We start from the raw sequence: 26,426 nt of genomic DNA on the forward strand, positions 1-26,426 counted from the left end.
CGGAGGCGGTTGAAGGAACAAGCGCTCGGGCACATGTCCGAGAGCGTTCAACCGCACAGGTGAAGAAACGTACCCAGCCTGGAGGCTCAAGGTGACGCGCATCAGCTGCGGAGGGCGGCCATGACATCCGTCCTCGTCTGCGACGACTCCCCGCTTGCCCGAGAGGCGCTCCGCCGCGCGGTCGCGACCGTGCCCGGCGTCGAGCGCGTGACGACCGCGGCCAACGGCGAGGAAGTCCTCCGCCGCTGGGGCGCCGACCGCTCGGATCTGATTCTGATGGATGTACGCATGCCCGGCCTGGGCGGTGTCGAGACCGTCCGCCGGCTGCTCTCCGCCGACCCCGGCGCCCGGATCATCATGCTCACCGTCGCCGAGGATCTCGACGGGGTGGCGCTCGCGGTCGCCGCGGGGGCCCGCGGCTATCTGCACAAGGACGCCTCCCGCGCCGAGCTGCGCGCGACGGTGACCCAGGCGCTCGCCGACCCGACCTGGCGGCTCGCCCCGCGGCGGCTGCGCTCGGCCGAGATGGGCGCCGCGCCCACGCTCACCGCGCGCGAGATCCAGGTGCTCGAAGGGATGAGCCACGGCCGCTCCAACGCGGAGATCGGCCGGGAGCTCTTCCTCTCCGAGGACACGGTCAAGACGCACGCCCGCCGCCTCTTCAAGAAGCTCGGGGCCTCGGACCGGGCGCACGCGGTGGCGCTCGGATTCCGCTGGGGCCTGGTGCGTTAGGTCCGTTCATGGGGTGCCCGGGGGGTGCGACGGACCCCGCCCGCCGTACGGTGGGCGGGGAGACGGGCGGCCGCGGGCATCCGTTTCCCTCGCGATGCCGCATCCTTGAGGTGTGGAGTTCCTCGGGGACGAGTCCGGCGAGCGGAAGGGGAGGGCGCAGGCAATGAGTTCCGGCGCACCTGCTCATAACGCTTCGGTGCACAACATGGGACACGGTGCCACGGATCAGCGGGCGCCGATGCACCATGGACCGATGCGTGACGACAACACCACGGTCATCGGTGCGCTCGTTCACCGGGCCGTCGACGGAGACGAGCAGGCCACGCACGATCTCCTCGCGCATGTCCACCCGCTCGCGCTGCGCTACTGCCGCACCCGGCTCAGCCGGCTGCCCGGTGACGCTCGCCACTTCGTGGAGGACCTCGCCCAGGAGGTCTGCGTCGCGGTGCTGATGGCCCTGCCGCGCTATCGGGACACCGGCAGACCCTTCGAGGCGTTCGTCTTCGCCATCGCCACGCACAAGGTCGCCGATCTCCAGCGGGCGGCCATGCGCCACCCGGGGTCGACGGCCGTGCCCTCCGACGAGATGCCCGAGCGCCCCGACGACTCGCTCGGGCCCGAGGAGCGCGCCCTGCTCAGCGACGACGCCGAGTGGGCGAAGAGGCTGCTGGCCAATCTCCCGGAGAACCAGCGGGAGCTGCTCGTGCTGCGGGTCGCCGTCGGTCTGACCGCCGAGGAGACGGGCCAGATGCTGGGCATGTCCCCGGGCGCGGTCCGGGTCGCGCAGCACCGGGCGCTCAGCAGACTCCGCGCGCTCGCCGAGCAGTGAGAAGGGCCCGTGCGGGCGGCCGGGCGCGGCTCGTACCGTCCGCCCGGTGAGGCGCGGGCGTGCTCGTACCGGCGGGTCGGTGAAGCCTGTACCTTCCGCCGGGCACTGCTCGTACCGCCGGGTCGGTGACCCGCACCGCCCGCCCGCTGAAACTCGTACCGCCCCCTCGGCGGGCGGTCCCGCCGGCCCGGTGAACCGTACGGATCCCGGGCCCGTTCCCCGTCCGTACGATGTGTGTATCACCACACAAAGCCGTCGGCCGGTCGTGATCGTGGAATGAGCGGGCGTCCGGGGCCGTTAGCATGGACATCCGCACCGATCAAGGCCATTTGGGGAAGGTGTCATGACCAACGTCGACGGAGTGCCCGAGAAATTCGCGACACTCGGGCTGACCTACGACGATGTGCTGCTGCTGCCGGGCTCCTCGGACATGGCTCCCGACCAGATCGACACCTCCTCGTACATCTCGAAGAACGTCCGGGTGAACATCCCGCTGCTCTCCGCGGCGATGGACAAGGTCACCGAGTCCCGGATGGCGATCGCCATGGCCCGTCAGGGCGGCGTGGGCGTGCTGCACCGCAATCTCTCCATCGCCGACCAGGCCAATCAGGTCGACCTGGTCAAGCGCTCCGAGTCCGGCATGGTCACCGACCCGATCACGGTGCACCCCGACGCGACCCTCGGCGAGGCCGACGAGCTGTGCGCGAAGTTCCGCATCAGCGGCGTCCCGGTCACCGACCGCGGCGGCAAGCTGCTCGGCATCGTCACCAACCGTGACATGGCCTTCGAGTCGGACCGGGGCCGTCAGGTCCGCGAGGTCATGACCCCGATGCCGCTGGTCACCGGCAAGGTCGGCATCTCCGGCGTCGACGCCATGGAGCTGCTGCGCCGTCACAAGATCGAGAAGCTTCCGCTGGTCGACGACGCGGGCGTCCTCAAGGGCCTGATCACGGTCAAGGACTTCGTCAAGGCCGAGAAGTACCCGAACGCAGCCAAGGACGGCAACGGCCGGCTGCTCGTCGGCGCGGCCGTCGGCGTCGCGGGCGACGCCTTCGAGCGCGCCCAGGCGCTGGTCGAGGCGGGCGTCGACTTCATCGTCGTCGACACCGCCCACGGCCACTCCCGGCTGGTCGGCGACATGGTCGCCAAGATCAAGTCGAATGCCTCGGGCGTCGACGTCATCGGCGGCAACATCGCCACCCGCGACGGCGCGCAGGCGCTGATCGACGCCGGTGTCGACGGCATCAAGGTCGGCGTCGGCCCCGGCTCCATCTGCACCACCCGCGTGGTCGCCGGCATCGGCGTCCCCCAGGTCACCGCGATCTACGAGGCTTCGCTCGCCGCCAAGGCGGCCGGCGTCCCGGTCATCGGCGACGGCGGCCTCCAGTACTCCGGCGACATCGCGAAGGCCCTGGTCGCGGGCGCCGACACGGTGATGCTCGGCTCGCTCCTCGCGGGCTGTGAGGAGTCCCCGGGCGAGCTGCTCTTCATCAACGGCAAGCAGTTCAAGTCCTACCGGGGCATGGGCTCGCTGGGCGCGATGCAGACCCGCGGCGAGCAGCGCTCCTTCTCCAAGGACCGCTACTTCCAGGAGGGCGTCGCCTCCGACGAGAAGCTGGTGCCCGAGGGCATCGAGGGCCAGGTGCCCTACCGGGGTCCGCTCTCCGCCGTCGTCCATCAGCTGGTGGGCGGTCTGCGCCAGTCGATGTTCTATGTCGGCGGGCGCACGGTCCCCGAGCTGCAGGACAACGGCCGGTTCGTCCGGATCACCTCGGCGGGGCTCAAGGAGAGCCACCCGCACGACATCCAGATGACCGTCGAAGCACCGAATTACAGCAGGAAGTAACAGCGGGAAGCAGTCGCCCTCGCCCGACAGGGGCGGTTCCGGTTCTCCGGATCCGCCCCTGTCGTATGCGTCGGGGATACTGGTAGGCGCAGACATAGAGGGAAAGGCCACACAAGGTGACTGAGATCGAGATCGGGCGCGGCAAGCGCGGTCGCAGGGCGTACGCGTTCGATGACATCGCCGTCGTACCGAGCCGGCGCACACGGGACCCGAAGGAGGTCTCGATCGCCTGGCAGATCGATGCCTACCGCTTTGACCTGCCCTTCCTGGCCGCTCCGATGGATTCCGTGGTCTCTCCGCAGACCGCGATCCGCATCGGCGAGCAGGGCGGCCTCGGCGTTCTGAACCTCGAGGGCCTCTGGACGCGGTACGAGGACCCGCAGCCGCTGCTGGACGAGATCGCCGAGATGTCGTCCGAGGCCGCGACCCGCCGCCTCCAGGAGATCTACGCGGCCCCGATCAAGGAAGAGCTGATCGGACAGCGGATCAAGGAGGTGCGGGACTCGGGCGTCGTGACGGCCGCCGCGCTCTCCCCGCAGCGGACCGCGCAGTTCTCCAAGGCCGTGGTCGACGCCGGGGTGGACATCTTCGTCATCCGCGGCACCACGGTCTCCGCCGAGCATGTCTCGGGAGCGGCCGAGCCGCTCAATCTGAAGCAGTTCATCTACGAGCTGGACGTTCCGGTGATCGTGGGCGGCTGCGCCACCTACACCGCGGCGCTCCACCTGATGCGCACCGGCGCGGCCGGCGTCCTCGTCGGCTTCGGCGGCGGGGCCGCGCACACCACCCGCAATGTGCTGGGCATCCAGGTGCCGATGGCGACGGCGGTCGCCGATGTGGCGGCGGCCCGCCGGGACTACATGGACGAGTCCGGCGGCCGGTATGTCCATGTCATCGCCGACGGCGGTGTGGGCTGGTCCGGAGATCTGCCGAAGGCGATCGCCTGCGGTGCGGACGCCGTGATGATCGGCTCCCCGCTGGCCCGTGCGACGGACGCGCCGGGTCGCGGCCGCCACTGGGGCATGGAGGCCGTCCACGAGGACGTGCCGCGCGGCAAGCTGGTCGACCTGGGCATCGTGGGCACCACCGAGGAGGTCCTCACCGGCCCCTCGCACACCCCCGACGGTTCGATGAACTTCTTCGGCGCGCTGCGTCGCGCGATGGCGACGACGGGTTACAGCGAGCTGAAGGAGTTCCAGCGGGTCGAGGTCACGGTCGCGGACTCCCAGCACAGCCGCTGACGGTCCGGCCGCGGCTCGCCGGGAGCGGGACACGCCCCCGGTCAGGGCGGCGGCGGTACGCACGGGAGGGGCCCGGCGCCATCACGGTGCCGGGCCCCTCCCGTCTGTCCGCCTCCGTGCGCCGGGGGCCGTCACGGCCGGTGGGCGAGCGGTGCCCGCGGGCCGTCACAGCCGGTGGGCCGCGCCCGCCGGAGTGGCCCCGCGGGTGTCCAGGAGGAGCTGGGCCTTCACGGCGAGCCCCTGGAGGTCGTAGGTGCGGTGATGCTGAAGGAGCACGGTCAGGTCCGCCGCGGCCGCCGCCTCGTAGAGGGAGTCCGCGCGGGGCACGGGCCGGTCGCGCACCCGCCAGTCGGGGACGTACGGATCGTGGTAGCTGACGGCCGCGCCGAGGTCCATCAGCCGGCGGGCGATCTCCTGGGCGGGGGAGCCCGCGAGATCGGCGAGGTCCGGTTTGTAGGTGGCGCCCAGCAGCAGCACCCGGGCTCCCCGGGCCGATTTCCCGTGCTCGTTCAGCAGGGTGGCGCAGCGCTGGATGACGTACTGCGGCATCCGCGCGTTGATCTCCTGGGCGAGGCCGACCATGCGCAGCGGATGACCGGGGGTGCGGCCGCTGTACGGGACGACTCCGGGGTCCAGCGGCACGCCGTGGCCGCCGACGCCGGGGCCGGGGCGGAAGGCCTGGAAGCCGTACGGCTTGGTCTCGGCGCAGCGGATGACGTCCCAGAGGTCGACGCCGAGGTCGTGGCAGAGCACGGCCATCTCATTGACCAGGGCGATGTTCACATGCCGGAAGTTGGTTTCCAGGACTTGGACCGTCTCGGCCTCGCGCAGTCCGCGGGCGCGGACGACCTTGTCGCTGAGCCGTCCGTAGAAGGCGGCGGCGGACTCGGTGCAGGCGGGGGTGAGGCCGCCGATGACCTTGGGAGTGTTGGTGTAGTCGTGGGTGCGGCTGCCGGGATCCACTCGGCCGGGGGAGTAGGCGAGGTGGAAGTCGCGGCCGGCCCGCAGTCCCGAGCCGTCCTCCAGGATCGGGCGGAGCACGGAGTCCGTGGTGCCGGGCTGGACGGCGGATTCGAGCAGCACGGTGGTGTGCGGGCGCAGCCGGGCGGCCAGGGCGCGGGCGGCGTCGGTGAGGGCGGTGAGGTCGAGGTTGCCGTCCGGGCCGAGGGGGGTGGGGGCGCAGATCGCGGCGGTGCGTACGCGGCCGAGTTCGGCCGGGTCGGTGACGGTCCTGAACCCCTGGGACAGCATGCGGCGGATGTCGGCGGGGGTGCGGCCGGCCGCCGGTTCGGTGAGATGCCGCGGGTCGGGGTCGTAGCCGATCGTCTCGATGCCTGCGGCCACGGCGGCCTGGGCGAGGGGCAGGCCGTGGTGACCGAGTCCGATGACGGCGAGGTCTGCGGGCATGCGTGGGCCGTCCTTCCCTTAGCCGGAGGGGAGCGTGGGCGCAAGCCCTGTGGGCGGAACGGGCGGGCGCAATGTCAGACTAGGCGTAAATATGACCGTTGTGCGGTATTGCGGGGGCGTGGCTGGCCGCGTCGTGTCCGGTCTTGTCCACAGGCGGTGGCTGAAGTGCGTGACTGCGGACAGAATCGATGGTGAGCCCGGTCGCCGGGTCCGCGGGTCGCGGGCCGGGGCCGCCGGGCCGGTACGGGAGTGCGGGCACGGAGCCCGGGCAGAGGTACACGGGGGCGACGGGAGGACAGCGCAGTGAAGACAGCGACACTGGGACCCGAAGAGCGCGCCCAGGCGCTCGCCGGCATGGCCGAGCGAGAGCTGGACGTGCTGGTCGTCGGCGCGGGAGTGGTCGGCGCGGGCACCGCGCTGGACGCGGTGACAAGAGGGCTCTCCACCGGACTGGTGGAGGCCCGGGACTGGGCATCGGGCACATCGAGCCGCTCCAGCAAGCTCATTCACGGCGGGCTGCGCTATCTGGAGATGCTGGACTTCGCGCTCGTCCGGGAGGCGCTCAAGGAGCGGGGGCTGCTGCTGGAGCGCCTCGCGCCGCACCTGGTGAAGCCCGTGCCCTTCCTCTATCCGCTGGAGCACAAGGGCTGGGAGCGGCTCTACGCCGGATCGGGCGTCGCGCTCTACGACGCGATGTCGGTCTCCTCCGGGCACGGCCGGGGTCTGCCCGTGCACCGCCATCTCTCCCGCCGGCAGGCGCTGCGGGTGGCGCCCTGTCTGAAGAAGGACTCCCTGGTCGGCGCGTTGCAGTACTACGACGCCCAGATGGACGACGCCCGCTATGTGACGATGCTGGTGCGCACCGCCGCGAGCTATGGGGCCAAGGTCGCCAGCCGGGCCCGGGTCGTCGGCTTTCTGCGCGAGGGCGAGCGCGTCGTCGGCGCCCGCGTCCAGGACGTCGAGGGCGGCGGGGAGTACGAGATCCGCGCCAAGCAGGTGGTCAACGCCACGGGCGTGTGGACGGACGACACCCAGGCGCTGATCGCGGAGCGCGGCCAGTTCCATGTGCGCGCCTCCAAGGGCATCCATCTCGTCGTCCCCAAGGACCGGATCCACTCCACGACCGGGCTGATCCTGCGCACCGAGAAGTCCGTGCTCTTCGTCATCCCCTGGGGACGGCACTGGATCGTCGGCACCACCGACACCGACTGGGATCTCGACAAGGCGCACCCGGCGGCCTCCAGCGCCGATATCGACTATCTGCTGGAGCACGTCAATTCGGTCCTGGCCGTGCCGCTGACCCGGGACGACGTCCAGGGGGTCTATGCCGGGCTGAGGCCGCTGCTCGCCGGGGAGTCGGACGCCACCAGCAAGCTCTCCCGCGAGCACACCGTGGCCCATCCCGTGCCGGGACTCGTGGTCGTCGCGGGCGGCAAGTACACCACCTACCGGGTGATGGCCAAGGACGCCGTGGACGAGGCGGTGCACGGACTGGACCAGCGGGTCGCCGCCTGTGTCACGGAGAATGTGCCCCTGACCGGCGCCGAGGGATACACCGCCCTGTGGAACGCCCGGGCGAGGATCGCCGCCCGCACCGGCCTCCATGTGGTCCGGGTCGAGCATCTGCTCAACCGGTACGGCTCGTTGACCGAGGAGGTGCTCGACCTCATCGCCGAGGACCCGACCCTCGGCGAGCCGCTCGGCGGGGCGGACGACTATCTGCGCGCCGAGGTCGTCTACGCGGCCTCGCACGAGGGAGCCCGGCATCTGGACGATGTGCTGACCCGGCGCACCCGGATCTCGATCGAGACCTTCGACCGGGGGACCCGCAGCGCCCGCGAGTGCGCGGAGCTGATGGCCCCCGTCCTGGGCTGGGAGAAGGCCCAGATCGAGAAGGAAGTGGAGCACTACGAGAAGCGGGTTCAGGCGGAACGGGAGTCGCAGCGGCAGCCCGACGATCTGACGGCGGACGCCGCACGGCTCGGGGCGCCGGACATCGTCCCGCTCTGACGGCCCGCAGGTCCCATGGGCGCTGGTCCTGTCCACGGGCCGGCCCGGGGTCCACGGTCCGGCGGGGTGCACGGTGCGGCGGGGTGCGCGGTCCAGTCGGCCGGGGTCCACGGGCCGGCCGACCGGGGGCCACGGTCCGGTCCGGTCCGGGTCCATGGGCCGGCCCGGGGCGGGGTGCGCTCGGCGCGCCGTGTGCGCTCGGCCCTTGCCCGCTCGGCCCCGGTGCGGGCGGTGCGCGCGGTGCGCCGGCCGTGTGCGCCGGGCCGTCTCGCGCCCCTCGTCCGGCGGCGGATGACGTCCCGTCCGCTGCCGCACGGGCTGTGACGTACCGTCTGTGGTCCCGGCACGCCCGGAGCGCCGGGCGGTGAGCCTCGCCACGGAAAATGGCATGGTGGGGGTTTCAACCTGGGGAGTCCGCACCGGTGGTCGGCGGACCCGGGAGAGACGCCCGTCCCGGAGTGAGGGACAATGAACGCTCTGCCAAGGCGTGTTACCGCATCGCGCGGGAGCGGCAGGCGCGGGCGAAGACCACGGATCGCAGAGGGGACGCATGTCGGAGGCGGAGCAGTCGCGGAAACCCCAGCAGGACAGGTCCACCGGTTCCACGACGTCAAAACCGGACGAGTCCGGCGAAGCGGCAGGGCGACCCGCGGGGGACGCGGGCGCCGACGCGCCGGGCGAGGGAACGGCGGCGTTCCCGGCTGCGCGGACCGGCTCCCGGTCCGGGGCGGGGTCCGGAGCGGCTGACGCCGATACAGACGCGCCGCGCACGGGCGGGGTTGAGTCCGGCGACAAGGTCGCGGACGACAAGCCCGGCGACAAGCCCGGCGACGCGATCGGCGACAAGCCCGGCGACGCCGGCGCGCTCCCCGGTTCGCTGCCCCGCCAGGCGAACGGCAGAGAGACCGCGGCCGCGGGGGCCGGGCAGCGGGAGACCGCGACGCCCGCGCCGTCCCCGGCTGCGGACGGAAGCGCGCCGGGCCGGGGCGGCCCGGCGGCGGGACGGTCCTCCGGCGCCGGACGGGACCGGACCCCGGCGCGCGGCGCCGAACGGCCCGCCCCCTCCGGCCGGTCCGCCGCCCCCTCCCAGGGAAGGTCGCGCCCCTCCGGCCGCGGCGACTCCGAAGGACGGCTGCTCTCCGGGCGGTACCGGCTCGACGGCGTGCTCGGCCGAGGCGGCATGGGCACGGTGTGGCGGGCGGTGGACGAGACCCTCAGCCGCACCGTCGCCGTGAAGGAACTCCGCTTCCCGACCAGCATCGACGAGGAGGAGAAGCGCCGCCTCATCACTCGCACCCTGCGCGAGGCCAAGGCGATCGCCCGGATCCGCAACAACAGCGCGGTGACCGTCTACGACGTGGTGGACGAGGACGACCGCCCCTGGATCGTGATGGAGCTGGTCGAGGGCAAGTCCCTCGCCGAAGTCATCCGCGAGGACGGCACCCTGACGCCCCACCGGGCGGCCGAGGTCGGGCTCGCCATCCTCGACGTGCTGCGCTCGGCGCACCGCGAGGGAATCCTGCACCGCGACGTGAAGCCGTCCAATGTGCTGATCGCCGACGACGGCCGGGTGGTGCTCACCGACTTCGGCATCGCCCAGGTCGAGGGCGACCCGTCGATCACCTCCACCGGAATGCTGGTCGGCGCGCCGTCGTACATATCGCCGGAGCGGGCGCGCGGCCACCGCCCCGGACCCGCCGCCGACCTCTGGTCGCTCGGCGGACTGCTCTACGCGAGCGTGGAGGGCTGCCCGCCCTACGACAAGGGCTCCGCGATCGCGACGCTGACCGCGGTGATGACCGAGCAGCTCGACCCGCCGAAGAACGCGGGCCCGCTGGAGGAGGTCATCTACGGCCTGCTCGCCAAGGACCCCGAGCAGCGGCTCGACGACCGCGCGGCCCGTGCGCTGCTCACCAAGGTGCTGCTCGCGCCCACCAGCCCCGAGCCGCCGCAGGACGCCACCCGGGCGATGGTGCTGCCGCCGATCCCGCCGCCCGCCGCGCCGAAGACGAAGAACAAGATGGGCCCCGCGCCGGTCCGGAGCGCCGGAGCCGGAGTCCCGGGGGCGCTCGGGAGCCCCGGAGCCGCCCCGCAGGCCGCGTCGCGCCCGCCGATGCCCGGCGGCCCCGCCCAGCCGCCCGTCCAGCGGGCCGCGCGGACCCGCGCCCCGCTCACCGACGTGGTGCCCCGCCGCACCCTGGTGATCACCGCCGTCGTGCTGGTGCTCGCCATCGTGGCCACCGTGCTCTATCTGAACCTGGGCGACGACGACGGCAAGAACACGGGTACGGGCGAACCGGCCGCCTCGACCGGGGCGAAGACGCCGGGCGGCGACAGCACGTCCGGCGACAAGACGCCCGACGGCGAGACGGGCCAGTCCGCCGACACCGGCGCCGCGCCCGGCCCGGGCGACGAGCCGGACGACTCCCCGGAGACCTCCGGCGACGACGGGAAGGACGACGGCTCCGCGTCGTCCGGCTCCCCGTCGTCCGAGGACTCCAAGGACGAGTCCAAGGACGATCCCAAGGACGACTCCAAGGAGGACGCGCTCCCCGACGGGTACGACACCGTGTCCAACGGCCGGTTCCGCTTCGCCATGGCGATGCCCGGGGACTTCCGGATGACCGGCGTCGCGGGCCAGAACTCCGGCGGGATATTCAGCGCGAAGGGCGGCTTCCCCCGCGTCCAGGTCGACTTCAACGACAGCCCCCGCGACGACGCCGCGGCCGCCTGGAGCGCCGCCGTGGCCGGCACCCGCGCCCTGAGCGACGGCTACAAGCACCGGGGCATCAAGAAGGTCGAGTTCAACGGCTATCCGACCGTCGCGGACTGGGAGTTCGAGCGGAATCAGAAGGGCGAGCGAATACGCGTCCTGAACAGGGGTTTCAAGGTCGACGGCCGACGCGGCTACTCGATCATGGTCAGCTGCCCGGCGGGCGAGTGGAACAAGCCGGAGTGCCGGACGCTCCGTGAGACGGCGTTCGCCACGTTCGAGCCCAAAGGCTGAGCGAGGGCACGTATCGTGAGAGCCCGGAGACGGCCCGCGAGGCCAACGGCGCGCCCGCCGAGGGGAATCGGGGCCCGTGGCTCCGCACCGGTCCCGGGGACCTCGGCCCGGCCGGTGTGATCCGGCCGGTTGATGGGCAGCTCGGTTGAGGGGAGGCGACATGGACGAGTACGCGGGAAGGGTGCTGGCCGACCGCTACCGCCTGCCCCTGCCCCCGGCCGACGCGTACGAGCTGGTCGTGACCCGGGCCTTCGACACCTACAGCGGCCAGGAGGTGCTGGTCCGCCAAGTGCCGCTGCCGGAGATCGTCGAGGCCGAGGTGGTCGACGCCGACGGCATGTCCGGCCCCGTTCCGACCGGCCGGGGGCAGGGGCGCACCGCCGCCGCCCGGGGCCCCGCCGACCCGGCCGTGCAGCGCGCCGTCGAGGCCGCCCAGGCCGCCGCGCAGATTCCCGACCACCCCCGGCTGGACCAGGTCTTCGACGTCTTCGCGGAGGCCGGCTCGCTGTGGATAGTGAGCGAGCGCGTCGCCGCCCGCCCGCTCGCCGCCCTGCTGGCGGAGCAGCCGCTCACCCCGTATCGGGCCGCCGAGGTCGCCTCCGACGTACTGACCGCGCTGCTCATCCTGCACGCGCACGGCTGGACCCACCGGAACATCACCACCCGTACCGTGCTGGTCTGCGACGACGGCCGCATCGTGCTGACCGGCCTCGCCGCGGGCGCCGCCGAGGAGGCGCTCTGCGGCTACGCGCCGGTGCCCCAGGAACTCCCGGACGGATTCGCCGACGAGCTTCCGGCGTACGACGACGACGCCGAAGGCCCCGGCGGCCACCCGGAGCCCGGAGCGTACGGGGACGACGCCGACGACGCGGATCACGCCGACGAGGGCGCGTACGACGACGCGTACGAGGACCCCGACGGTCTGATACCGGGCGGCGGCGACGCGTACGACGCGGACGACGACGATCACGGCGACGAGCTGGGCATCTTCCGGAACGACCGGGACGACGCCGGGGACGACCGGGGCGGCTTCCGGGACGACCGGGACTTCCGGGACGGGGAGGCCGGGGCGCGGTCCCCGGAGCCCGGGCCCGTCCGGCCGTACGGCGGAACCTCCCGCGACGGCGGCGCGCCGGATCTCCGGGCCGCCCGGACCGGCGCGATCGCGGCCTACCGCGCGGGCGCGGGGGCGGCCCGGAGCGGCGAGGAGCAGCGCCCCGGCGGCGTTCCCGCGCAGGGCGGCCAGGACCCCGACTGGTGGGCGCGCAAGCCGGGAGAGCCCGCCCCGGGCCCCGCCCGCCACCCGGACCGCGATCCCGACGCCCACAACGACGACGCCTACAACGACGACGACGCTGCCGACGACGGGCACGGCGAACCCGACGACCGGGGCCACGGCCACGCCCGGCTCGCGGGCACCTGGCACGACTCCCCGTTCCCCGGCCGGGACGGCCCGCCGCCGCTCCCCGCCGGCGGCGGCTTCCTGCCCGCCGAGCCCCGGGCGCTCCCCGCCCCCCGGACGCCCCGGCCGCTCTCCGGCGGCGAGGGCCCGGGCCCCGGCGGACCCGCCCCCGCCACCGCCCCGTACCGGGAGAGCGACCCCTACGGCGTACGGCGGCCCGCCGCCGTCACCGGCCCGGCCGGCGACGACCGTGCCGCCCTCCCCGCGCGCCGCTCCGGCGGCGCGCCCGCGCCCGTCACCGCGTCCGCCGCCGCCGGCGGCTGGGACCGGGGCGGCGCGGGCCGGGAGGCGCTGCGCGCAGACGCCCGGCGGAAGCCCCTGCCCGACCCCGTCCCCGCGCCCGCACCGGGCCGCTGGGACGACGCCGTCACGGGCGACGACACCCCCGTCTACCGGGGCCCCGCCACCCCGCTCGCCGCCGAACGGGCCCGGCAGGCCAGGATCGCCGTCGTCGGCGCGGTCACCGAGCGCTGGGCCCCCGAACAGGCCGGCCCCGTCCACGAGAACTGGCAGCTGGCCGCCCCCGTCGGCCCCGCCACCGACCTCTGGGCGCTCGGCGCGCTGCTCTACCGCGCCGTCCAGGGCCACGCCCCCTACCCCGAGGAGAACGCCGCCGAGCTGGTCCAGCTCGTCTGCTCCGAGCCGCCCGCCTTCGCCGAGGAGTGCGGCCCGCTGCGCCCGGTGGTCGAATCCCTGCTCCGTCAGGACCCCACCGAGCGCCCCGACGTGGAGGAGCTGCGCGGCTGGCTCCGCTCGCTGGTCCGCTCGGCCCCCGAACCCGAGGCGGGCGTCGGCGTGGTGCCGCTGCCGCCGAGCGCCGCCGACGCCAGCAGGCTTCCCGTCGTACGCCGCAGGGGCGAGCTGGTGCGCCGCCGTCGCCGGGGCTCCGCCGAGGTCGTCCACGGCCGTCACCGCCACAAGAAGCCCCGGCCCGAGCGCCGCCCGCGCTCCCTGGGGCGCGTTCTGCTGCTGCTGATCCTGCTGCTCATGGCGGGCGCCATCGCCTACGCCATGATGTTCATGCCCAAGTCCGGCGACCAGGACGGCGCCCGGCCCCAGGGCGGGGCCGATCCCCGTCCGACGGCCTCGAAGAGCCCGGACCCCGAGCGCACCACGCCCGCGCCGCCGTCCCGTACCGAGTCGCCCGGCTCCCGCCAGCCGCAGACCTCCGCCCCGGCCGGGAATGTGCCCGAGGGATTCGCCCAGCGCGAGGACCCCGAGGGCTTCCGGACCGTCGTGGACAAGAGCTGGCAGCGCCGGCCCATCAACGACATCGGTCAGATCCGTTACAGCGACGGCGACTTCACCCTGATCGTCGTCCCCGGCCGGGACAGCACGGCGAGCGCCGGCGAGGATCCGCTGACCTATCAGAGCGAGCGCCAGCGCGAACTCCAGCCGTACCGCGACTCGTCCTGGGCCGAGGCCACCGGGCTGCGGCGGATACAGGTCGGCCAGCGGGTCATGGCCGAGGGCCAGTACAGCTGGCAGGACGCCAACGGCCGCCAGGTGTACGTCCGTAACCTGGTCATGGTCCTCGACGGCCGCTATCACATCGTCCAGGTGATCGGCCCGGACGAGCAGCGCGACAAGGTGACCGCGGCGTACCGGGCGGCCGCGGACTCCTACCGTCCGACGCGCTAGACCGCGCAGCCGACTCGTACCCTCCGACGCGCGGGACCGCCGCCGTACCGCACCCCCGGAAGCGTCGCCGAAAGCGCCGCCGCAAGCGTCGCCGGATCGCGTTCCCCGGCCCCGGCAGCGCATCTCGTCACGGCACTTGGGCCTGTCGAGGTTTCCGGCTGCCGACCCCGTTCCGTAATCTGTGGCCCCATGGAACGGGTGGGGAACGTGGACGATTCACAGAGCACGGGGCCGGGGCTGCTGCTCGCCGGGCGGTATCGGCTGGGCGAGAGCATCGGCAGCGGCGGCATGGGCAGGGTGTGGCGCGCGCACGACGAGGTGCTCCACCGTGTCGTGGCCATCAAGGAACTGACGGCGGGTATGTACGCCAACGACGCGGACCGGACGGTGCTTCAGGCCCGTACCCGCAAGGAGGCCCGGGCCGCGGCCCGGATCAGCCACCCGGGCGTGGTCACCGTCCACGATGTGCTCGACCACGACGCCCGCCCCTGGATCGTCATGCAGTACGTCGACGGCGACTCCCTCGCCGACGCCACCCGCGACGCCGGGCGAATATCCGTCGGCCGCGCCGCCCACATAGGGCTCCGGGTGCTGCGGGCGCTGGACGCCGCGCACGCCGCCGGGGTCCTCCACCGGGACGTCAAGCCCGCCAACGTCCTGCTCGGCCGGGACGGCCGGACGCTCATCACCGACTTCGGGATCGCCGCGATCGAGGGCGACTCGACGATCACCAGAACCGGCGAGATCGTCGGTTCCATCGACTACCTCGCCCCCGAGCGGGTGCGCGGCGCGGACCCCGGGCCCGCCTCCGACCTGTGGTCGCTCGGCGCGACGCTGTACACGGCGGTGGAGGGGGTGTCGCCGTTCCGGCGCTCCTCGCCGCTGTCGACCATGCGGGCCGTCGTGGACGACGAGCCGCGCCCGCCGGAGCACGCCGGTCCGCTCACCCCCGTGATCATGGCGCTGCTGCGCAAGGAGCCCGAGGAGCGCCCGTCGACGGCGGAGGCCGAGCGGATGCTCCGGGAGGTGGAGGAGAGCTGGACCCCGGCGCCGGTGGGCGTCGACCATGTGCCCACGGCCCCGCTGGTCCAGAACCGGACGTATCCGCCCGCCGACACCAGGCCGACGCTCCCGCCCGACGCGGGGCGCGCCGGCCGGCTGCGGAAGACGGCGATCGCCCTCGCCGTGACGGCCGTCGTGATCCTGGGCTCGGGGTACGCCGCCTACACCCAGCTCGGCGACGACGGGAAGAGCGGGGACGCCGCGAGCGGGCCGCCCTCCGCCGCGCCGTCGCCCGGCGCGGACTCCGGGGCGGGAGCGGACGGTACGAAGCCCGGGGCCACGCCGGAACGGGCCGGGCAGCGGTCCGCCGCGCCGTCGGACGGGACTGATTCCCAGGCCGGTGCGGGCGGCGACTCCCGGGCCGAGCCGGGCGGCGGCGAACGGGGGGTTCCCGAGGGCTGGCGCAGAGTGCAGGACCCGGCCGGCTTCAGTCTGGTCGTCCCCAAGGGCTGGTACCGCATGGCCGCCGGCGGGCAGATCGACTACACGCCCGACGGCGGCCGTCACCGCATCCGGATCGGCATCGACCCCGCGCCCGACTTCGACGACCCGTACGACCATCTGCTCGACCTGGAACAGGAGCTGGGCAAGCTGCCCGACTACACCCGGGTGACGCTCACCCCCAATGTCTACCGGGACCAGGAGAAGTCCGCGCTCTGGGAGTTCACCTGGACCGAGCGGCAGACCTTCCCCGGGCCCCGGCGGGCCATCGACCAGATGTACTTCGGGGACGACGGCACCGAGTACGCGCTCTACATGTCGGCCCCCGCGGAGAGCTGGGCGACCACGCGCGAGCAGTTCGACACGATGCTCCGCGGCTGGCGGCCCCCGCGGTGACCGCCGCCGCCCCGGTCACGGGTCGGCAACCGCCGTTCGCCGCCGGTGGCATTCGGCACCGGGTCTTCGCCAGGATGTGGGCATGACGAACAAGCGGGGACGCGCGAACGAGCCCACCAGCTATGAGCTCAGGCCGCCGGACGCCGCCCAGGAGCCGCCCGGGACGCCCGCCGGGGCCCCGGCCCCGCCCGCCGTACGCGCGCCGGTCTCCGCGCCCGCTCCGGCCCCGCCCGCCGTACGCGCGCCGGTCTCCGCGCCCGCCCCGGCTCCGGCCCCGCCCGCTCCGGCCCCGGTCTCCGTACCCGCTCCGGCACCGGCCTCCGTACCGCCCTCCGCCGGCGTACCCGCTCTCGCTGTCGGCGTACCCGCTCCCGCTGCCGCCGTCGGCCCGGCGCACGGCGTCGGGCGGCTCGTCGGCGGGCGCTATCGACTGGTCGGCAGGCTCGGGCACGGCGGCATGGGCACGGTCTGGCGGGCGCACGACGAGGTCGTCGACCGCGAGGTCGCCGTCAAGGAACCCCGGCTGCCGGACCATCTCGGCGCGGCCGAGCGCGACAAGGCGTATCTGCGGATGCGCCGCGAGGCGCGCGCCGCCGCCCGGATCGACCACCCCTCCGTCGTCACCATGCACGATGTGGTGATCGAGGACGGCAGGCCGTGGATCGTGATGGAGCTGGTGCGCGGGCAGTCCCTCGCCGACCGGCTCCAGGACGGCACCCTCGATGTGCGCGAGGCGTCCCGGATCGGCCTCGCCGTCCTCGGCGCGCTCTCGGCCGCCCATGACGCGGGCGTGCTCCACCGGGACGTCAAGCCCGACAACGTGCTGCTCGGCCGGGGCGACCGGGTCGTCCTGACCGACTTCGGCATAGCCCAGGTCGAGGGCGAGCAGGGCCTCACCGAGACCGGCGGCTTCGTCGGATCCCCCGAGTTCATCGCCCCGGAACGGGTCCTCGGCCGCCACCCCGGCCCCGAGTCCGACCTGTGGTCGCTCGGCGTGGTGCTGTACGCGGCGGTCGAGGGGATGTCCCCGTACCGCCGCTCCCACGCCCCGGCGACCCTGCAGGCCGTGCTCTCCGCCGAGCCCCAGACGCCCGCCCGGGGCTCGGGGGCGTTCGGCACGCTGGTGATGCGGCTGCTGCGCAAGGATCCGGCGGCGCGGCCCGGCGCGGGCGAGGTCCGGCAGATCCTGGAGCAGCTCTCCCTCCCGCCCCGGACCGTCCTCGACTCCACCCGCGCGCACCCCGGCGCCGACGGGGGAGCCGGGGCGGGCGGCGGTCCGCGATCCGCACTCCGGAGCCGCCGGGCGCGGTACGGGATCGGCGGCGGGGTGCTCGCGGCCGCCGCCGTCGCCGGGCTCCTCGCCCTGGATCCCTTCGGCGGCGACGGCGAGGGGATGCCCGCGGGCTGGGAGGTGCGCTCGGACCGCGAGGTGGTGTCCGCGAATCTCGCCGTGCCGTCGGAGTACCGCCGGGTCGAGGGCGACCAGGGCTCCAGCGTCAGCTACGAGGACCCCAGCGGGGTCTTCCAGATCTATCTGGAGCGGGTCGAGACCGCCGAGGAGGAGGACGAGCTGCCGCCGACCCGGGACGCCTGGCGCGCCCATTACGAGAAGGGCGGCGACAACGGCACCGAGATCGAGGACCAGAAGGTGACGATCACCGCCTCCAGCCAGCAGGGCCGTACGGCGTTCGACACCACCGTCGACCATGTGCCCTACAGCGCCCCGGGCGACGACCCGGTCCGCCACCGCTGGCAGGAGCGCGTCGTCGGCGAGGGCGAGGGCGCGGACCAGGTCTACTGGCGGCTGCGGGTCGCGGGCCCCGCCGAGGGATGGGCGGCGAAGGAGGGCGAAAAGCTGTTCGAGCGGATCGTCCGGCATCTGGAGATCCAGGATCTCTGACCGCCTCGCCCGTACTCCATTCGCCGACAACCCCCTGATCAGGGCTGATGTGCCAGCGATCGCTGGCGTGGTGGTGAGGGCCGGGTGAAAGCTGTTACCGACGGGTACCCAAAGCGTCGATCCCGGCATACGCTCGGCCCCATGACGGACTCGCACGCCCCCGCCGCCGCTGCCCCTGTCGGCGTCAACCCCGTAGCCGCCGCCCCGGCCGGCGCGCGCACCGCCGCCGACGTGGCCACCCCCGAGGTGGTCGCCCAGCTGGTGAGGGGAGTCGTCGGCTCCGGCCGCACCGCCAACCACACCCCCTTCACCGGCGCGAAACTGGCGGACCTGCCCGAGTCGACGCCCGAGGACGTGGCCGAGGCCTTCGCGCGCGCCCGCGCGGCCCGCGGCGCCTGGACCGCGACCCCGGTCCGCGCCCGCGCCGCCGTGCTGCTGCGCTTCCACGATCTGCTGCTCGAACGGCAGGCCGAGATCCTCGATCTGATCCAGCTGGAGACCGGCAAGGCCCGCCTCCACGCCCACGAGGAGGTGCAGGCCGTCGCCCTGGCCGCGCGCCACTACGGCCGCCGCGCCCCCGCGTATCTGCGCCCCCGCCGCCACGCGGGCGTCGTCCCGGTGCTCACCAGGACCACCGAACTGCGCCACCCGCGCGGGGTCGTCGGCCAGATTGCCCCCTGGAACTACCCGCTGGAGCTGTCCGTCGGCGACGCGCTCCCCGCGTTCGCCGCGGGCAACGCGGTGGTGATGAAGCCCGACACCGAGACCGCGCTCACCGCCCTGTGGGCCCGCGATCTGCTGGTCGAGGCGGGACTGCCCGCCGAGGTCTTCCAGATCGTGCTGGGCGAGGGGCCGGTCGTCGGCCCCGAGGTCGTCCGGCACGCCGACTACGTCTCCTTCACCGGCTCCACCCGCACCGGCCGCGAGGTCGCCCGGGGCGCGGCGGACCGGCTGGTGGGAGTCTCCCTCGAACTCGGCGGCAAGAACGCCATGCTCGTCCTCGCCGACGCCGATCTCGACCGGGCGGCGGCCGGCGCCGTCCGCGCCTGTTTCTCGTCGGCCGGACAGCTGTGCATCGCCGTCGAGCGGCTCTACGTCCACGAGTCCGTCGCCGACCGGTTCATCGAGCGCTTCGCGGAGCGGACGCGGGCCATGCGCCTCGGAAACTCCCTCTCGTACGGGGCCGACATGGGCTCGCTCGCCGGGGAACGGCAGCTGGAGACCGTCGTACGCCATGTGGACGAGGCCGTCGCCAAGGGCGCGACCGTCGTCGCCGGCGGGGTGGCCCGCCCCGACATCGGACCGCTGTTCTACGAGCCGACCATCCTCGACGGGGTCGAGCCGCCGATGGCCGTCTGCGAGGAGGAGACCTTCGGTCCGGTCGTCTCCCTCTACCGGTTCGCCGACGAGGACGAGGCCGTCGAGCGCGCCAACGCCACCGAGTACGGGCTGAACGCGAGCGTCTGGTCGCGCGACGGAAAGCGGGCCCGCGCCCTCGCCGCGCGGCTGCGCACCGGCACGGTGAACGTCAACGAGGCGTACGCGGCGGCGTACGGGAGCGTCCACTCGCCGATGGGCGGGATGAAGGATTCCGGCCTCGGTCGCCGGCACGGCTCGGAGGGCATCCTCAAGTACACCGAGGCGCAGACCGTCTCCCAGCAGCGATTGATGCCGCTCGCGCCCGCGTTCGGGATGGACGACGAGGCGTACGCGGCGCTCATGACCCGTTCCCTGAAGGCGATGAAGGCCCTGGGTCTGCGCTGAGCCCCTTCCGCGAAGGCCCCCGTTTTCTGTGGTGAGGAGAGCGATGTCCGCGGATCTGCCCGCCGACGGTCCTGGTCCTGGTCCCGGACCTGGACCTGGTCCCGGTCCGGATTCCGGTTCCGGTCCAGGTTCCGATTCCGGTTCCGATGAGGGCTACGACTACGACGTGATCGTCATCGGGTCGGGCTTCGGCGGCGCCGTCTCCGCGCTCCGGCTCACCGAGAAGGGCTACCGGGTCGGCGTCCTGGAGGCCGGCCGCCGCTTCACCCGCGAGACGCTGCCGAAGAACTCCTGGGACCTGCGGAACTTCCTGTGGGCCCCCGCGCTCGGGCTCTTCGGCATCCAGCGCATCCATCTGCTGGGCAAGGTCATGGTCCTGGCCGGCGCCGGGGTGGGCGGCGGCTCGCTGAACTACGCCAACACCCTCTACGTACCGCCGCCCGCGTTCTTCCGGGACCCGCAGTGGCGGGACATCACCGACTGGCAGCGGGAGCTGGCCCCGTACTACGACCAGGCACGGCGGATGCTCGGCGTCCGGATCAACCCGACGATGACCCCGTCCGACGTCCATCTGAAGGCGACCGCCCAGGCGATGGGGATCGGGGACACCTTCCACCGGGCCCCGGTGGGCGTGTTCTTCGGCGACGGGCAGGACGCCGACGGGTCGGTCGTGGCGGCCCCCGGGCAGCCCGCCGCCGATCCCTACTTCGGCGGCGCGGGCCCCTCCCGCACGGCGTGCACCGAGTGCGGCGAATGCATGACCGGCTGCCGCCACGGAGCGAAGAACACCCTCAACGAGAACTATCTCCACCTCGCCCAGCGGGCCGGCGCGGTGATCCACCCCATGACGACCGCCGTCACCCTCACCGAGGACTCCCGCGGCGGCTTCGCCGTCGGCACCCTGCCCAGCGACGACCGGCGCCGGGGCCGGGGACGCACCTTCCGGGCCGCCCGCGTCGTCGTCGCGGCCGGCACCTACGGCACCCAGACCCTCCTCCACCGCATGAAGGACACCGGTCTGCTGCCGCGGATCCCGGCCCGGCTGGGCGAGCTGACCCGGACCAACTCCGAGGCGCTCGTCGGCGCGCAGACCGACAGCCGGCGCTACCGGGCGCGGCACGGCGCCGCCCGGGTGGACTTCACCCGGGGCGTCGCGATCACCTCCTCGATCCACCCCGACGAGAACACCCACATCGAGCCGGTGCGCTACGGCAGGGGCTCCAACGCCATGGGCGGTCTGACCATCCTCCAGGTGCCGTACCGGACCCGGGCCCGGGTCGCGGGCTGGCTCGGGAACATGGCCCGGCACCCGGTGCGGGCGGCGCGGTCGCTCTCCGTCCGCCGCTGGTCGGAGCGGACCATCATCGGGCTGGTGATGCAGTCCCTGGACAACTCCCTGACGACGTACCGCAGACCGGCCGGGCCGGGCAAGGGGCTGCTCACCGCCCGGCAGGGCCACGGCGCGCCCAACCCCACGCAGATCGCGGCGGCCACCCGCGCCGCCTCCCTCCTCGCCGAGGAGATCAACGGCTTCCCGGGCTCCAACATCGGCGAGCTGATGGGCACTCCGCTCACCGCGCACTTCCTGGGCGGCTGCCCGATCGGCGCGTCGGCGGAGTCCGGGGTGATCGACCCGTACCACCGGCTCTACGGTCACCCCGGCGTCTCGGTGGTGGACGGGGCCGCGGTCACCGCGAATCCGGGCGTGAACCCCTCGCTGACCATCACCGCGCAGGCGGAGCGGGCGATGTCGCTGTGGCCGAACAAGGGCGAGCCCGACCCGCGCCCCGAACAGGGCGCGGAGTACCGTCCCCTCGCACCGGTCGAGCCGCTGCGGCCGGTCGTGCCGGAGGGCGCGTTCGGCGCGCTGCGGCTGCCGTTCCTGGGGATTCCCGAGGTCCCGCCCCGGAGTTGAGCGCGGACGCCGGGGCGGTCCTGGACGGGGTCTGGCAGGGGTTCTGCCGGAGGTTCTGGCGGGGGCCCTGGCGGGGGCCCTGGCGGGGGCTCTGTCGGGCCTGTTCGGGTCCGCCCCGGTGTCCGCCGTACGCCGGGACGGGTTACGCGGCGGCGTCGCCCCGGCGGCGCCTGAGGGCGAAGACGACCCCGGCTCCGGTGAGGACGGCGACGCCGCCGGCGACGCCGATCGCGGGCAGCGCGGAGTCGGAGCCCGTCGCCGCGAGGCTGCCGGTGACCTTCGACCCCGTACCGCTGCCGACCACGGGCTTCTGGGTCGGGACGGGGACCTTGCCGCCCTCTTGCGGTTCGGTGCCGTCGGTGTCGGCGCCCGCCTCGGCGATCCGGAAGCGGTAGGCGACCTCGCCGTCGCCCATGCAGTCGTCCTCGCCGTACCGGTACACCCCGGCGCCGAGCGCGAAGCCCGCGCCCGCCGGAGCGCCCGCCCGGACGTCGATCCGCAGCGGGAGGGACACCTCGTGGCCCGGCTTCAGCTCGTCGGACCAGCCCGCGAAGCCCACCGCCTCGCCGTCCGGCCCCCGCAGGTCCTGCCAGCCGCCCGACTCCTCGTCGAACGCCTGGAGCCGGACCTGACCCGAGGTGAACAGCTCGTCGCCCATCCGGTCGGCGGAGGCTCCGGCGTAGTAGGCCGCGGTGAGCAGGGTCTGTGACGAGGTGTTGCGGACGTCGAGGGTGAAGGAGCGCCAGCCGCTGCCCGCGGCGATCTCGCCCGGCAGGCCATTGATCGACATATCGACCTCGACCTCCGCGCACTCCTCGTGGAAGCCGTCGTCCTCGTCCGGGTCGTCGCTCCTCGTGGGAGCCGGGCTGCTCGTCGTGGGGCCTGAGTCGCCGCTCTTCCCTGGCGCGGGGGAACTCGGGGCCGGACCGCTCGACGTGGAGCCTCCGGGGGTCCGCGACTCGTTCACCGCGGGGCTCGACGCCCCGCCCGACGGGGTGCCGGCGGGCGTGCTCGCGCCGCCGCTCGGGTCGGCGCTCGTGCTCCGGCCCGGGTCCGGGCTCTCGCTCGTGCTCTCACTCTCGCTGGTGTCCGGCGCGGGGGACGAGGACACGGCCGCCGACTTCCCGTCCGCGGTCTCGCCCTCCACCGCGTGGGCGAAGGGCGCGGCGAGGAACGTGGCGGGAGCCAGAACGGCGGTCGCGGCGGCGACGGCCAGGGCGCGGCGGAGCTTCATACAGACCTCGGCGGTGTTCGGGCGCCGCGCGGGCTGTGCGGCGCCGGATTCTGCGGGGCCTCAGGGGCGGGAGTGCATGGTGAGGCCCTTGGTACGCATGGTTGACCCGCGTTCGACCAGAAGGGTTGTCCCGATCTGACGGAAAAGGGTGTGTGATCCACATCACATTCGAGACGCATGGGCAAGGGCCCCGCGGTGGTGTTCCGCGGGGCCCTCGGCGGTCGGCACCGACGGCGGGCTCCGCCGGTGCCGAGGGCGGCGCCGGGGGGTGCGCCGCAGGGGGAGAGGTCGTTACGTCGTCGGTGCGTCGGTGCGTCGGTGCGTCGGTGCGTCGGTGCGTCGGTGCTTAGGGCGCGCCGGACGCGTGGGACAGCGGGGAGGAGCGGGGGAGCCGGGTGCGCCGCGGGGAACGGGGGTGCGGTTCTTCGCGCATCGTGCGGGACGGCGTACGGCTCGCGCAACCATCCGGACCGGATCGCCGCCGACCGGGACGGGAACGCGACCCCGGCGGGCCGTCCGTTGGGCGGCCGGCCCCGGGCGTCCCCGGAACCGGCCGCTCGGGGTGACCGGGCTGCTGTCCCCTGCCGACCGGCCACACGCGCTGGTGCGAGGTCCCACGACGTGCCTGAGACACGTCACACGCTCCAGCGGTGCCACGCGTGGTTTCCTTCGAGGCCGCCCCTGGCTGGCACGGACACCGGGACCAACGAACCCCCGCCGCGTGCGGTCACGCTCCGTACGAGTGAGAGCGGACCCGAACTCAGATACGGCCCCGGCACAGCTCCAGCAGCGTCATCGCCAGCGCCGTCCCCGGCTTTCCGAGCGCCTCGCGGAAATGGCCGAGAACCTCCATCTCGCGGGCGAGGTTCACCCGCCGGCCGCCGGAGGCGATCCGCGCCTCCTGGATCACCGCGGACACCGCCATCCGCTCGTGGACGAGGCCGATGATCCGGTCGTCCAGCACATCGATCCGCTCGCGCGCCCCGGCGATCCGCCCGGCCGCCTCCTCGGTGCGGGCGCCGGTCCACTCGGTCCCCGTCCGCGCCGCCCCGGCGTCGGCCGGCGCCGGGACGTCCGGCGCCGGGACGTCCGGTGAGGGTGAGGGCGCCGGTGTCGCGTGGGGCGCGGTGGTCGGTGCGGGCGTCGCCGAAGTCCGCGGCGAAGTCGTCGGCGCGGCCGTTCGGGGGGATGTCGTCGTCATGACTGCGGGCTCCTGTGCCGTTCGGAGCCCCGGGCGCGGGACCCGGAAACGCGGAGCGCCCCGGGCCTGTCGGCCCGGGGCGCTCTGGAAAGTCTGCTCTTCAGCGGAGTGAGCAGCACGACCATGGCAGCCGGACGGGCCCGGTGCCATAGGTAAAGACGAAGGTCTGCTGCTCACGCATGCGGTCAGTATGGACCGGGGGAGCGCGCGGGGCCAAAGCCGGGCCCGGATGGTGAGACGGGGACGACCCTCCGCACCCCGGTAGAATCGGGAGAACCGAAACCCCCCGCCGGAAGGCCGCCAGTGTCCTCAGCGTCTCCCGCTGCCGCGCCCGATGTCGTACTCGTTGTCGACTTCGGCGCGCAGTACGCCCAGCTCATCGCCCGTCGCGTCCGTGAGGCCCGGGTCTACAGCGAGATCGTCCCGTCCTCCATGCCGGTGTCCGAGATGCTGGCCAAGAACCCCCGCGCGATCATCCTCTCCGGCGGTCCCTCCTCCGTCTACGCCGAGAACGCCCCCCGTCTGGACCGGGCGATCTTCGAGGCGGGCGTCCCCGTCTTCGGCATGTGCTACGGCTTCCAGCTGATGGCCACCACCCTCGGCGGCACCGTCGACAACTCGGGCGCGCGGGAGTACGGACGTACCCCCCTGCACGTCAGCAAGGTCGGCTCGACCCTCTTCGAGGGCACCCCGGCCGAGCAGCCGGTGTGGATGTCCCACGGCGACGCCTGCTCCGCCGCGCCCGAGGGCTTCACCGTCACCGCGTCCACGGACGTCGTGCCGGTCGCGGCCTTCGAGAACGACGAGAAGAAGCTCTACGGCGTGCAGTACCACCCCGAGGTGCTGCACTCCACCCACGGCCAGCAGGTCCTGGAGCACTTCCTCTACCGGGGCGCCGGCATCGAGCCGACCTGGACCACCGGGAACGTGATCGAGGAGCAGGTCGCGGCCATCCGCGAGCAGGTCGGCTCCAAGCGCGCCATCTGCGGTCTCTCCGGCGGGGTCGACTCCGCCGTCGCCGCCGCCCTGGTGCAGAAGGCCATCGGCTCCCAGCTCACCTGCGTCTATGTCGACCACGGTCTGATGCGCAAGGGCGAGACCGAGCAGGTCGAGAAGGACTTCGTCGCCGCCACGGGCGTTCAGCTCAAGGTCGTCGACGCCGAGGAGCGCTTCCTGGCCGCCCTCGCCGGGGTCTCCGACCCCGAGGAGAAGCGGAAGATCATCGGCCGCGAGTTCATCCGGGTCTTCGAGCAGGCGCAGGCCGAGATCGTCGCCGAGGGCGCCGCCGACGGCGAGGAAGTCGCCTTCCTCGTGCAGGGCACCCTCTACCCGGACGTCGTGGAGTCCGGCGGCGGCACCGGCACCGCCAACATCAAGTCCCACCACAATGTCGGCGGCCTCCCCGAGGACCTCGAATTCCAGCTGGTGGAGCCGCTGCGCCAGCTGTTCAAGGACGAGGTCCGGATGGTCGGCCAGGAGCTGGGCCTGCCGGACGAGATCGTCCAGCGCCAGCCCTTCCCCGGCCCCGGCCTCGGCATCCGCATCGTCGGCGACGTCACCCGCGAGCGGCTCGACCTGCTCCGCGAGGCGGACGCCATCGCCCGTGAGGAGCTGACGGCGGCCGGTCTCGACCGTGAGATCTGGCAGTGCCCGGTGGTCCTCCTCGCCGATGTGCGCAGCGTCGGCGTCCAGGGCGACGGCCGGACGTACGGGCACCCCATCGTGCTCCGTCCCGTCTCCTCCGAGGACGCCATGACGGCGGACTGGACCCGGATGCCGTACGACGTCCTGGCCCGGATCTCCACCCGCATCACCAACGAGGTCGCCGACGTCAACCGCGTCGTCCTCGACGTGACCAGCAAGCCGCCGGGCACCATCGAGTGGGAGTAATCCCCACCCGGCCCCCAGGCCCGCTCGCCGATGCCGTCGCTCACCTCCGTGAGCGGCGGCATCGCCGTCTCCGCACCCGGCCGCCGGCCATTCGCTCCGGCGAAACAGCCCCATCCGGCGGACAGCTCTCCGCCGATCGGCCCCGGGACCCGGCGGTCGCCCGGTAACGGCTCGACGCTCGCGGGGCCGCCCCGACCGGCCGCCCCGCCCGGCCGTCGGCCCCCGCAGTACCGGCCCGAAGGCCCGCCGGGTGCGCGCGAGCAGCGGTGAGCGGGCCCGCCGGCGGTGAGCGGCGGCGAGCGGCGGTGACCGAACCGTCGCCGAGCCGGGCGCGTGATTCTCCCCGCCCCCGGATACGTATCTTCACTCCGGGCGGAACGCGCGACGAGGCTCCACGGGACAGGAGAGACGGAGCGGCACGGCACGCGGACCACAGCCGGACGGATCG

Annotated in this window: 15 protein-coding genes; 12 read left to right on the forward strand and 3 right to left on the reverse strand. The window is 73.7% G+C overall.

Translation table 11 applies throughout. The annotated features are described in order from the left end of the window. The first annotated feature begins 120 nt into the window (after positions 1 to 120). The 4 genes from ACF089_RS11535 (at position 121) to ACF089_RS11550 (ending at position 4,648) form a co-directional block, all read left to right on the forward strand. On the forward strand, positions 121 to 732 hold the full coding sequence (locus tag ACF089_RS11535) for a response regulator transcription factor (protein ID WP_003948568.1): 612 nt from the start codon (positions 121 to 123) through the stop codon (positions 730 to 732). 253 nt (positions 733 to 985) lie between these two features. After that, positions 986 to 1,561 (forward strand): sigma-70 family RNA polymerase sigma factor, encoded by a 576-nt coding sequence (locus tag ACF089_RS11540; RefSeq protein WP_392025014.1) that lies wholly within the window; start codon positions 986 to 988, stop codon positions 1,559 to 1,561. Between the two features lie 343 nt (positions 1,562 to 1,904). Continuing rightward, positions 1,905 to 3,407 carry an IMP dehydrogenase gene (gene guaB / locus ACF089_RS11545; protein WP_392025016.1) on the forward strand — a complete coding sequence of 501 codons (1,503 nt, stop codon included), beginning with the start codon at positions 1,905 to 1,907 and terminating at the stop codon, positions 3,405 to 3,407. A 116-nt stretch (positions 3,408 to 3,523) separates the two neighbouring features. Beyond that, entirely contained in the window at positions 3,524 to 4,648 is a 1,125-nt protein-coding gene (locus ACF089_RS11550; RefSeq protein ID WP_392025018.1) for a GuaB3 family IMP dehydrogenase-related protein, read from the forward strand. A gap of 165 nt (positions 4,649 to 4,813) precedes the next feature. Here the strand turns inward: ACF089_RS11550 and ACF089_RS11555 are convergent, their stop codons facing one another. Continuing rightward, positions 4,814 to 6,055 carry a nucleotide sugar dehydrogenase gene (locus ACF089_RS11555; protein WP_392025020.1) on the reverse strand — a complete coding sequence of 414 codons (1,242 nt, stop codon included), beginning with the start codon at positions 6,053 to 6,055 and terminating at the stop codon, positions 4,814 to 4,816. Between the two features lie 303 nt (positions 6,056 to 6,358). Between ACF089_RS11555 and ACF089_RS11560 the strand changes: the two genes are divergently transcribed. The 7 genes from ACF089_RS11560 (at position 6,359) to ACF089_RS11590 (ending at position 21,653) form a co-directional block, all read left to right on the forward strand. After that, positions 6,359 to 8,065: a glycerol-3-phosphate dehydrogenase/oxidase gene (locus ACF089_RS11560; RefSeq protein ID WP_392025022.1), complete on the forward strand. Its 1,707-nt coding sequence runs from the start codon at positions 6,359 to 6,361 to the stop codon at positions 8,063 to 8,065. A gap of 550 nt (positions 8,066 to 8,615) precedes the next feature. After that, on the forward strand, positions 8,616 to 11,072 hold the full coding sequence (locus ACF089_RS11565; protein WP_392025024.1) for a protein kinase: 2,457 nt from the start codon (positions 8,616 to 8,618) through the stop codon (positions 11,070 to 11,072). 160 nt (positions 11,073 to 11,232) lie between these two features. Continuing rightward, the gene (locus ACF089_RS11570) at positions 11,233 to 14,175 is read left to right on the forward strand and encodes a protein kinase (protein WP_392025027.1); all 2,943 of its coding nucleotides are present in this window, start codon (positions 11,233 to 11,235) and stop codon (positions 14,173 to 14,175) included. Between the two features lie 207 nt (positions 14,176 to 14,382). Then, positions 14,383 to 16,074 carry a protein kinase gene (locus ACF089_RS11575; protein ID WP_392025029.1) on the forward strand — a complete coding sequence of 564 codons (1,692 nt, stop codon included), beginning with the start codon at positions 14,383 to 14,385 and terminating at the stop codon, positions 16,072 to 16,074. Positions 16,075 to 16,156: 82 nt separating this feature from the next. Then, entirely contained in the window at positions 16,157 to 17,974 is a 1,818-nt protein-coding gene (locus ACF089_RS11580; protein WP_392025032.1) for a serine/threonine-protein kinase, read from the forward strand. A gap of 141 nt (positions 17,975 to 18,115) precedes the next feature. After that, a complete protein-coding gene (locus tag ACF089_RS11585) occupies positions 18,116 to 19,738 on the forward strand; it encodes a succinic semialdehyde dehydrogenase (RefSeq protein WP_392025035.1) in 1,623 nt (540 codons plus the stop codon). Between the two features lie 43 nt (positions 19,739 to 19,781). Further along, positions 19,782 to 21,653 carry a GMC oxidoreductase gene (locus tag ACF089_RS11590; RefSeq protein ID WP_392025037.1) on the forward strand — a complete coding sequence of 624 codons (1,872 nt, stop codon included), beginning with the start codon at positions 19,782 to 19,784 and terminating at the stop codon, positions 21,651 to 21,653. 142 nt (positions 21,654 to 21,795) lie between these two features. Here the strand turns inward: ACF089_RS11590 and ACF089_RS11595 are convergent, their stop codons facing one another. Together ACF089_RS11595 and ACF089_RS11600 are read right to left on the reverse strand one after the other, a co-directional pair. Next, positions 21,796 to 22,887: an LPXTG cell wall anchor domain-containing protein gene (locus ACF089_RS11595; protein WP_392025039.1), complete on the reverse strand. Its 1,092-nt coding sequence runs from the start codon at positions 22,885 to 22,887 to the stop codon at positions 21,796 to 21,798. Positions 22,888 to 23,647: 760 nt separating this feature from the next. Further along, complete coding sequence (locus ACF089_RS11600; RefSeq protein ID WP_392025041.1) at positions 23,648 to 24,088, reverse strand: chorismate mutase; 441 nt, start codon at positions 24,086 to 24,088, stop codon at positions 23,648 to 23,650. Between the two features lie 303 nt (positions 24,089 to 24,391). On the opposite strand from ACF089_RS11600, the gene guaA reads away from it, so the two are divergent. Then, positions 24,392 to 25,978: a glutamine-hydrolyzing GMP synthase gene (guaA, locus tag ACF089_RS11605; protein ID WP_392025044.1), complete on the forward strand. Its 1,587-nt coding sequence runs from the start codon at positions 24,392 to 24,394 to the stop codon at positions 25,976 to 25,978. The last annotated feature ends 448 nt before the right edge of the window (positions 25,979 to 26,426 follow it).

It is taken from the genome of Streptomyces sp. NPDC014894, assembly GCF_043080985.1.
Lineage (GTDB): Bacteria > Actinomycetota > Actinomycetes > Streptomycetales > Streptomycetaceae > Streptomyces.